General features: G+C 52.8%; 14 protein-coding genes. 2 read left to right on the top strand and 12 right to left on the bottom strand.

What is annotated here, in order from left to right; all coding sequences use genetic code 11:
* The first annotated feature begins 22 nt into the window (after positions 1-22).
* On the top strand, positions 23-928 hold the full coding sequence (locus H8730_RS11290) for a nucleoside hydrolase (protein WP_249289839.1): 906 nt from the start codon (positions 23-25) through the stop codon (positions 926-928).
* A 173-nt stretch (positions 929-1,101) separates the two neighbouring features.
* The gene (locus H8730_RS11295) at positions 1,102-2,004 is read left to right on the top strand and encodes a ribokinase (protein ID WP_177719061.1); all 903 of its coding nucleotides are present in this window, start codon (positions 1,102-1,104) and stop codon (positions 2,002-2,004) included.
* 132 nt (positions 2,005-2,136) lie between these two features.
* Here the strand turns inward: H8730_RS11295 and H8730_RS11300 are convergent, their stop codons facing one another.
* The 12 genes from H8730_RS11300 to H8730_RS11340 all read right to left on the bottom strand — a co-directional run bounded on the left by H8730_RS11300 (position 2,137) and on the right by H8730_RS11340 (position 8,024).
* Positions 2,137-2,367, bottom strand: coding sequence for a hypothetical protein (locus tag H8730_RS11300; protein ID WP_177719060.1), 231 nt, complete (start codon positions 2,365-2,367; stop codon positions 2,137-2,139).
* 89 nt (positions 2,368-2,456) lie between these two features.
* Positions 2,457-3,584 carry a hypothetical protein gene (locus tag H8730_RS11305; RefSeq protein ID WP_177719059.1) on the bottom strand — a complete coding sequence of 376 codons (1,128 nt, stop codon included), beginning with the start codon at positions 3,582-3,584 and terminating at the stop codon, positions 2,457-2,459.
* A gap of 42 nt (positions 3,585-3,626) precedes the next feature.
* On the bottom strand, positions 3,627-3,800 hold the full coding sequence (locus H8730_RS11310) for a hypothetical protein (RefSeq protein ID WP_177719058.1): 174 nt from the start codon (positions 3,798-3,800) through the stop codon (positions 3,627-3,629).
* Positions 3,801-4,277: 477 nt separating this feature from the next.
* Positions 4,278-5,360, bottom strand: a complete 1,083-nt coding sequence (gene asd / locus H8730_RS11315) for an aspartate-semialdehyde dehydrogenase (protein WP_177719057.1) — start codon at positions 5,358-5,360, stop codon at positions 4,278-4,280.
* A gap of 187 nt (positions 5,361-5,547) precedes the next feature.
* Complete coding sequence (locus H8730_RS11320) at positions 5,548-6,180, bottom strand: sugar O-acetyltransferase (protein WP_177719056.1); 633 nt, start codon at positions 6,178-6,180, stop codon at positions 5,548-5,550.
* A 103-nt stretch (positions 6,181-6,283) separates the two neighbouring features.
* Positions 6,284-6,793 (bottom strand): hypothetical protein, encoded by a 510-nt coding sequence (locus H8730_RS11325; protein ID WP_249289840.1) that lies wholly within the window; start codon positions 6,791-6,793, stop codon positions 6,284-6,286.
* Positions 6,775-6,900, bottom strand: a complete 126-nt coding sequence (locus tag H8730_RS17665) for a hypothetical protein (protein WP_283243950.1) — start codon at positions 6,898-6,900, stop codon at positions 6,775-6,777. Before H8730_RS17665 ends, H8730_RS11325 begins: the two co-directional genes overlap by 19 nt.
* The gene (locus H8730_RS11330) at positions 6,887-7,114 is read right to left on the bottom strand and encodes a hypothetical protein (protein WP_249289841.1); all 228 of its coding nucleotides are present in this window, start codon (positions 7,112-7,114) and stop codon (positions 6,887-6,889) included. Before H8730_RS11330 ends, H8730_RS17665 begins: the two co-directional genes overlap by 14 nt.
* Positions 7,115-7,117: 3 nt before the next feature.
* Positions 7,118-7,435 carry a hypothetical protein gene (locus H8730_RS11335; protein ID WP_249289842.1) on the bottom strand — a complete coding sequence of 106 codons (318 nt, stop codon included), beginning with the start codon at positions 7,433-7,435 and terminating at the stop codon, positions 7,118-7,120.
* Positions 7,417-7,542, bottom strand: a complete 126-nt coding sequence (locus tag H8730_RS17670; protein WP_283243951.1) for a hypothetical protein — start codon at positions 7,540-7,542, stop codon at positions 7,417-7,419. Before H8730_RS17670 ends, H8730_RS11335 begins: the two co-directional genes overlap by 19 nt.
* A complete protein-coding gene (locus H8730_RS17675) occupies positions 7,524-7,649 on the bottom strand; it encodes a hypothetical protein (protein ID WP_283243952.1) in 126 nt (41 codons plus the stop codon). Before H8730_RS17675 ends, H8730_RS17670 begins: the two co-directional genes overlap by 19 nt.
* A gap of 3 nt (positions 7,650-7,652) precedes the next feature.
* Positions 7,653-8,024 carry a hypothetical protein gene (locus tag H8730_RS11340; protein ID WP_249289843.1) on the bottom strand — a complete coding sequence of 124 codons (372 nt, stop codon included), beginning with the start codon at positions 8,022-8,024 and terminating at the stop codon, positions 7,653-7,655.
* Positions 8,025-8,178 lie beyond the last annotated feature (154 nt).

Genomic DNA, 8,178 nt, shown 5'->3' on the forward strand with positions numbered 1-8,178 from the left:
AAGCGGCAGAATGGAGGTCACGATGACGGAAGAACTGAGAAAAGAGCGGCTGACACTGCCGGATGGCCCTCTGCGGGTTGTGCTGGATACGGACACTTACAATGAAGTGGATGACCAGTTTGCCCTGGCTTACCTGCTCTCGTCCCCGGAGCGGCTGCGCCCGGAAGCCATCTATGCAGCTCCCTTTTATAACCAGCGCTCACAGAGTGCCGGGGATGGGATGGAAAAGAGCTATGAAGAGATTTTGCGCGTTTTACAGTGCATAGGAAAGGCCCCCGCTGGCTTTGCCTTTCGAGGAGCCTCCAACTTTTTAACCTCCCTCGAGCGTCCTGTCTCCTCCCCCGCCGTGGAGGATTTGATCCAGCGGGCCCTCTCCAGTCAGGAATCCCCTCTGTATGTGGTGGCCATCGGCGCAATCACCAATGTCGCATCGGCTATTCTGATTGAACCCGCCATCATCGATCATATTGTCGTCGTGTGGCTTGGCGGCCATGTGGTCACTATGGAATCCAATCAGGAATTCAATCTGTGCGGAGATCTCCTCGCATCTCAATATATTTTTGACTGTGGCGTGCCGCTGATTCATATGCCCTGTTTCGGCGTGACCTCCCACCTCCTGACGACGGTTCCCGATCTGGAAGCATGCCTGCGCGGAAAAAATGCCCTGTGCGATATGCTGTGCCACCGGGTAGCGGACTTTACCAGCGATCCCTTTGGCTGGGCAAAGGAAATCTGGGATGTGGGCGCGGTGGCCTATCTTGTCAATCCAGGCTGGTTTGACAGCCGTATCATGCCCTGCCCGCGCATTACCGATGATTGTCATTGGGCTTGGGATGAGAACCGCCACTCCTTCAGAACCTGTTTCTTCTTAAACCGCAACGGTATTTTCCGGGATCTGTATACAAAATTGGGTGGCATTTCCGGCTAATCCTGAGAGAGACAACGCGAGTTTGCCGTTTTAACAGGGTCAAGATTCTCAATCGCAATGTAGAGAATTTTGACCTTTTCGCTTTACCGCTTTTGTCTTGATTGATGGACGGGTTATGATGTATAATGTAATCATAACCGCGATTTTCCACTGACTTATGAATGGAGGTTTCTATGAAAATATTAAACTTTGGATCGCTGAATTTGGATTTCGTCTACCAGGTTGACCATTTTGTCCGTCCCGGTGAAACCATGGCTTCCATGGGATATCAACAATTTTGCGGGGGAAAGGGCCTGAATCAGTCCATCGCCCTGGCAAAAGCTGGCGCTCCGGTCTGGCACGCCGGGCTAATCGGTGAGAACGGTGCCGTTCTAAAGAAGACGCTTGAACAGTATGGTGTCCACACCACCTTCGTCCGCCCATGCCCTGGCTCCAATGGCCATGCAATCATCCAGGTGGATTCCAGCGGGCAGAACTGTATTCTCTTGTTTGGGGGTTCAAATCAACAGATCACGGCGCCTTTCATGGATGAAGTCTTCACCTTTTTTGAGCCGGGCGATATCCTACTCCTACAAAATGAATTGAACGTCGGGGCTGAACTCATTGAGCGGGCACACCGGCAGGGAATGCGCATTGCGCTAAATCCATCCCCCATGGCAGAGACCATTCTGGAATGGCCTCTGGGCGATGTGGAATGGTTTCTGTTAAATGAGCTGGAAGGCTGTGAATTGGCCCAACTTCCCATGGGCACGGAGCCAGATGCAATTCTGGCCCAGCTTGTGGAGCGCTATCCGAATGGACGCTTTGTCTTGACACTGGGACACAAAGGCGTGCAGTACCGGGATGGCAACGCTACGGCCAGCCATGGCATTTACCGTGTCCAGGCTGTGGATACCACCGCCGCCGGCGATACCTTCACCGGCTATTTTCTCACCTATGTGGCGGAGGGCAAGCCGGTGGCCGACGCTCTAGCTGCGGCTTCCGCCGCTTCCGCTCTGGCTGTGACACGTCAGGGTGCCGCCGTGTCCATACCGGCGCGGGATGAGGTTGAACATCACACCCTTTCGCTGGCGTAGCGGAGGAGACTCCATCTTCTATGGCATAGCGTGTAAAAAGCAGTTGGAGACATAACACGACCTCTCCAACTGCTTTTTAAATTGCCTATGGGGTTTACTTTCTCTCGTTAATGTTGTTAAACCCTGTGCGTTCTATTTATGTGCCTGCAAATCCTCTACCGTCACCTGTACCAGCCCGCGAATCTGTTCCTCGTTGGAAAAATCCGTGACAATGTAGCTGTTTTTCTTGATGCCCGTGTCAAGATGCAGACCGTGCTCCGCAAGATACCGGTCCCCCGCTTCGGTCTTTTTCAGATACCATTTTTGACAGCAGACAACGCCAAGGTTTATGCCATTCAGTGTGACATTTTCCGTGCCGAACATTTTTTGGGCTTTGCCGCACCTAGCGGCGCTAGAATCTCACAGATGGATGCACTAAAATCCATAGTTTTTCCTCCCTCTGGGATACCATTTCATAAGTATGCCTTGTCACTATGTAATAGGTTTCGGATACCCGTCAGCACTGCGCGGTCGTTTTCAAAGACAATGTGAAACAAATGCTTTAGTTCTTCGCGTGTCTCTGGTTTTAGGAGCCTGTCCACAGAATCGTCGTTGGGCATATAGCCCGTATCGGGACCCACTCCGATTCGCTCCCATATCTTCCAGCCGATACCGTGGGTTTCGTCGCTGTGGTCCTTGATGTACCGTGTGAAGAACAGATCACTGAGCTGCTCTCGCAATTCATCATCGGTACACAGAGCATTCAGAATGCTTTCGCGGCAGCAAAAGGCCTCCGCCGCGTGCCAGCGGGTTTCTATTAGCACCCCGTTGATGCCTGCAACAAAGAATGCTATATCATGCGCATTGTCCGCGGTTACAGAGTCCAAACTCTCGTTGATAGACTGCTCCACACTGTCGTGTTTGGGGTAAGAAAGTGCCATGACGATTTTTTCAAGAATCTCTCCATAGGTTACCCGCCTCTGACAACGCCCAGTCAGAATGACCGCATCGCGAAGGGTTTCGTACCAGCTATCAGCGGCAAAAATCCCCTCTTTCCTATATGACACTCCATGGGACTCCAGCGTTTTCATGTGAGAGTCCAATCCCAGTAGCGTCTCGCCCTCATATCCAGTGATGAGCTGCCAGTCAAACTCACCGCCAAGCCGTGCGAGTACCGGCAAACCATTGTCAATGGCTTCGGCAATTGCCCCAAGTATATCCTGCTTTTCTGCTGATCGATCAAGCCGCTTCCATGTTACACCGGCAAATCCCATTACATACTCCAAATAATCATCATCCCAGCGCCAGCCGTTGCGGAAGCCCGGGAGAGAATGTTCCATATCATCCCAGGGATACTCAAAGCCGAAGGCGATCGTTGTCGCGGTAAGCAGACAGTGATATAGCATTTCCTGATGCTTTGCCAACAGGTCTTCGCCGCAGGGGGAACAATGGATACAATACCTGTTGTTTGGCGAACACCAGTACGGCGTATCAGCGGTATAGCCAAGTACGGGCAGCAATGCCGAGGACAACGCTGCGGTAAAGCTGTCGGATTCGGAGCCAACGGGAAAATTAACGGTTGTTATGATTTGCTGTTTCATTATGGATTCCCTCCCTACCTTTGTCGTGTGTTATCCTCCCATTTACAGATGAAGCTGCCGGACAAGGCAGTCATAGGCAACTTCATCCTCGTTCTTGGCCCGGGTGATCAGTTCGCAGATGTGGCGACGGATATCCGGAGTTGCCAGCGTCAGCATCTGTTTTTCTCCGCGCTCCCAGAGCCTAACGCCCGGTACATCTCCATGCCCGCCTGGCATACCGCCTCAAAGTGCGCTGTCGCCTCGGCATACAGCGGATGTTTCGCGGAGTGCTGCCTGAAGTATTTCGCCGCACTATTCCGGCCGTCCGTAATACAGTCCACGGCGTCACACTGGCACAGGCTTTCACATCTGTCAGCGTCCGGTCTGTCTATTGCGCATCAAATGCGACATGGGAAATGCGCCTCAACATCAGATAGTGTGAAAGCGTGATCCCGCGATATCTGAGGAACAACTCTCGTAAATACTCGGAATAGCCTATCAGTGCCGCCAGATGGGCGGGGTTCACCGCCTCATGAATATGGCTTTCGATATATGCGACAATAGCATGAATACTGCTGTAATGAAATGGAGGGCATATTTCCAAATGGGTTCAGAGACATTTTACCTCCATGAACATCATTATACTGCTTGACGCTGCGTCAAAGTCAATTTTTGAGATCCCCCCTCTTTTTCAGCATTCACTCCATGTGTAGATCAGGCAAGATACCCTTTCACAGCCAACAGCTCCGCCATCAAGACGGCTCCGCCGGCAGCACCTCTTAAGGTGTTGTGGGATAGGCAGACAAACTTAATATCATACTGATGATCCGGCCGCAGCCGCCCGATGGATACGGCCATACCTCTCTCCAACTCCCGATCCAGCTTAGCTTGTGGCCGATTATCTTCTTCAAAATAATGGAGAAATTGTTTGGGAGCGGAGGGAAGTTCCAGCTCCTGAGCAGGGCCGGAGAAGGAGGCCCAGATCTTTTTAATATCCTCAATCTCGGGTTTTTTCTCAAAGCTTGCAAAAACAGCCGCCATATGGCCGTCGCTTACAGGAACTCGCAGGCACTGTGTGGTGATAGAAGGCCCTGTGGCGTTTACGATGCGGTCCCCCTGAACACGCCCCCACATCTTTAACGGTTCCTGCTCGCTCTTCTCCTCCTCGCCGCCAATAAACGGGATCACATTGTCGAGAATCTCGGGAAAACTCTCAAAGGTCTTGCCGGCGCCGGAGATCGCCTGATAGGTGCAGGCAAGGACATTTTTCAGCCCGTAGACATCCTTCAAGGGGTGTAAAGCGGGGACGTAGCTCTGCAAAGAACAGTTGGATTTTACGGCGATAAACCCTCGCTTTGTTCCAAGTCGTGCTCTCTGTGCATCGATGACAGCGGCGTGGTCCGCGTTAATCTCCGGTACGATCATAGGCACGTCCGGGGTGGAGCGGTGAGCAGAATTGTTGGAGATCACAGGGATCTCTTCCCTCGCATACGCCTCCTCCAACGCCCGAATCTGATCTTTCGGCATATCCACCGCGCAGAAAACAAAATCAACCAGCTCTTTGATTTTCCCAATATCCGCTGTGGCATCCAGCAGCACCATATCCTCCATGGAGGCCGGCATAGGCGTCTTCATGGCCCAGCGGGGGCCGGCAGCTTCCCGGTATGTCTTACCAGCGCTGCGGGCGGAGGCGGCCAAAGCGGTCACCGTAAACCACGGATGATGTTCCAAAAGTGTTGCAAACCGTTGGCCGACCATTCCTGTCGCGCCAATGATACCAACTGAAAATTGTTTCATGAATCTCTCCTTCTTTCTATGTTCCAAATGGATCTTGTCAAGTATTCCGTCTGTGAAAGACAAATGTATTTATTTTTGAATCCTTGTAATTATCTATTATATAGGAAAATTTCGAAAAGTCAAGGAATGTTTCAGCCGCCAAAAGAATATCCCCTCTCTGGTGTGGATATATCACAAAACGGTGACTTTAGCCCTTCTTCCGTTCCACTGAAAAACCAATCTTGCGGTCCTTATCGTAGTATTCATAATCATGCGCATCGATCTCCCGCAGAACCCGGCAGGGGTTGCCTACCGCGACAACACCCGCCGGGATATCCTTCGTTACGACGCTACCTGCACCGATAACCGAGCCGTCGCCGATGGTCACTCCCGGCATAATCAATGCACCGGCGCCGATCCATACCTCGTTTCCGATATGTACCGGAAGGTTGTACTGATACGACTTTGCCCGCAGTTCAGGACAAATTGGATGTGCGCCCGTTGCAATCACAACATTGGGAGCGATCATAACATTGTTGCCTATGAAGATGTCGGCATCATCCACCAAAGTTAGATTGAAGTTGGCATAAAAGTTTTCGCCCACATGGGTGTTGCAACCCCAATTGGCATTGAGCGGCGGCTCAATGTATATCGTCTCACCTGTCTCAGCAAATACCTTGCGGAGGATATCCTCCCTGTATTTCACGTCCCTCGGACGGGAATGATTGAAGTCGTACAACAATTCCTTGCATTCGTAAAGCTTCTTGTCCAGATCCTCGTCAATCGCCTCAAATGAGCAATCGTAAAGCTCACCGCTTTTCATTTTTTCAAGCACTGTCATGGCAAATACATCCTCCCAATCTGTATTCAATCGCCTGTAAAAGACAACTGTATTGATCGTTGAGCCCTTTTACCTATCAATTATATAGAAAAATAAGATAAAGTCAAGAAACCCTGCAAGCCAATCCGAGAGACGTTCGGTTCTTTGGATTTGGAAGCCTTTCTATGGGAAATACAGGGGGCTGTCGGAAAAAGGATCGTCCTCTGCATATATTGGAAGACTGCCCGCCGGCGTGGATTTTACCTCTGTGTGCACGCTGGCCTCTGCCTTTCCTCGCCTCACCGGCGTGCATTTTTCTTCCCATTTCTCCTCCGGCTTGGGCGTCTCGAATCTGCCGGCGGGGATTTTGCCTCCGTTTGCACGCTGGCCTCTGCTGTCCCCCCCTTCGCCGGCGTGCATTTTTCTTCCCGTTTCTCCTCCGGCTTGGACGTCTCGAATCTGCCGGCAGGGATTTTGCCTCCGTTTGCACGCTGGCCTCTGCTGTTCCCCGCCTCACCGGCGTGCATTTTTCATTCTGTTTCTCCGCCAGCTTGGCCGTTTCGACTGTGACGGCAGGGATTTTGCCTCTGTGTGCACGCTGGCCTCCGCCTTTCTTCATCTCGCCGGCGTGCATTTTTTATTCTGTTTCTCCGCCAGCTTGGCCGTTTCGACTGTGACGGCGGGGATTTTGCCTCTGTGTGCACGCTGGCCTCTGCCTTTCTTCATCTCACCGGCGTGCATTTTTCATTCTGTTTCTCCGCCGCCTTGGCCGTTTCGACTGTGACGGCAGGGATTTTGCCTCCTTTTGCACGCTGGCCTCCGCCTTTCCTCGCCTCACCGGCGTGCATTTTTTATTCTGTTTCTCCTCCGACTTGGCCGTTTCGACGCTGCCGGCGGGGATTTTGCCTCCGTTTGCACGCTGGCCTCTGCTGTTTCCCGCCTCACCGGCGTGCATTTTTTATTCTGTTTCTCCGCCAGCTTGGGCGTTACGACGCTGGTGGCGGGGATTTTGCCTCCGTTTGCACGCTGGCCTCCGCCTTTCCTCGCCTCGCTGGCGTGCATTTTTCTTCCCGTTTCTCCTCCGGCTTGGCCGTTTCGACTGTGACGGCGGGGATTTTGCTTCCGTGTGCACGCTGGCCTCCGCCTTTCCTCGCCTCACCGGCGTGCATTTTTTATTCTGTTTCTCCGCCAGCTTGGCCGTTTCGACTGTGCCGGCGGGGATTTTGCCTCCGTTTGCACGCCGGCCTCTGCCTTTCTTCATCTCGCCGGCGTGCATTTTTCTTCCCATTTCTCCTCCGGCTTGGCCGTTTCGACTGTGACGGCAGGGATTTTGCCTCCTTGTGCACGCTGGCCTCTGCCTTTCTTCATCTCGCTGGCGTGCATTTTTCATTCTGTTTCTCCGCCAGCTTGGGTGTTTCGACGATGCCGGCGGGGATTTTGCCTCCGTTTGCACGCTGGCCTCTGCCTTTCTTCATCTCGCCGGCGTGCATTTTTTATCCCGTTTCTCCTCCGGCGTGGCCGTCTCGACGATGCCGGCGGGGATTTTGCCTCCGTTTGCACGCTGGCCCCTGCTGTTCCCCGCTTCGCCGGCGTGCATTTTTCTTCCCGTTTCTCTTCCGGCTTGGACGTCTCGACGATGCCGGCGGGCAATTTCCCTCTGTGTGCACGCTGGCCTCTGCCTTTCTTCGCCTCACCGGCGTGCATTTTTCATTCTGTTTCTCCGCCGGCGTGGCCGTCTCGATGCTGCCGGCGGGCAATTTGCCTCCGTGTGCACGCTGGTAGCCTGCTGTTCCTCGCCTCCTCAGCGTGCATTTTTCTTCCCATTTCTCCTCCGCCTTGATCATCTCGACGTTGCCGGCGGGCAATAACGAGGCTGTCGGGAAATCGATAGCTCCACACAGAGGCAGGTGTGATCCATGCGGATCTCATCTGCCTCTGACATTTTCCCATTATAAATGATACTAGATGGCCTACGATAACCATCCTGTCTCCGTTCCATGTTATAATGGAACTATTCTC

The sequence above is a fragment of the Bianquea renquensis genome, assembly GCF_014384895.1.
GTDB lineage: Bacteria > Bacillota > Clostridia > Lachnospirales > Bianqueaceae > Bianquea > Bianquea renquensis.